At 67.8% G+C, this 441-nt stretch carries 1 protein-coding gene; it reads left to right on the top strand.

Annotation, left to right across the window (positions count from 1 at the left end; translation table 11 throughout):
* Nucleotides 1-64 precede the first annotated feature (64 nt).
* Nucleotides 65-441: phosphotransferase (locus tag K9U40_RS23890; RefSeq protein WP_282892535.1), on the top strand; the 377-nt coding region annotated here is incomplete at its 3' end.

Here is a 441-nt window from a genome sequence, read left to right as displayed (position 1 = left end):
GCCGCTTCCTTCTTCCCTTCCCCGTCTCCTCTTCTTCCCCCTCTGACGCTTCCGTCGCCCGGCAATGGCTGTTTTCACCGAAGTCTCCAAGAAAGAGGCGCGCGATCTGCTGCGCCGTGTGCAACTGGGCAGCCTGGTGTCGCTGCGCGGGATCGAGGGCGGGATCGAGAACACCAATTACTTCCTCACCAGCGACCAGGGCGAGTACGTGCTCACGCTGTTCGAGCGCCTCACGGCCGAGCAGTTGCCGTTCTACCTGCACCTGATGCAGCACCTGGCCCGCGCGGGCATTCCCGTGCCCGATCCGCGCGGCGACCGGCACGGCCACATCCTCCACACGGTGGCGGGCAAGCCCGCGGCCGTGGTCAACAAGCTGGCGGGCAAGAGCCAGCTCGCGCCCGAACCGGTGCACTGCGCCGCGCTGGGCGACATGCTCGCCCG

It is taken from the genome of Xanthobacter autotrophicus (assembly GCF_030015065.1).
Taxonomy (GTDB): domain Bacteria; phylum Pseudomonadota; class Alphaproteobacteria; order Rhizobiales; family Xanthobacteraceae; genus Xanthobacter; species Xanthobacter autotrophicus_D.
The sequence above is the reverse complement of the archived record's forward strand: the minus strand, read 5'-3'. Positions and strand labels throughout refer to the sequence as shown.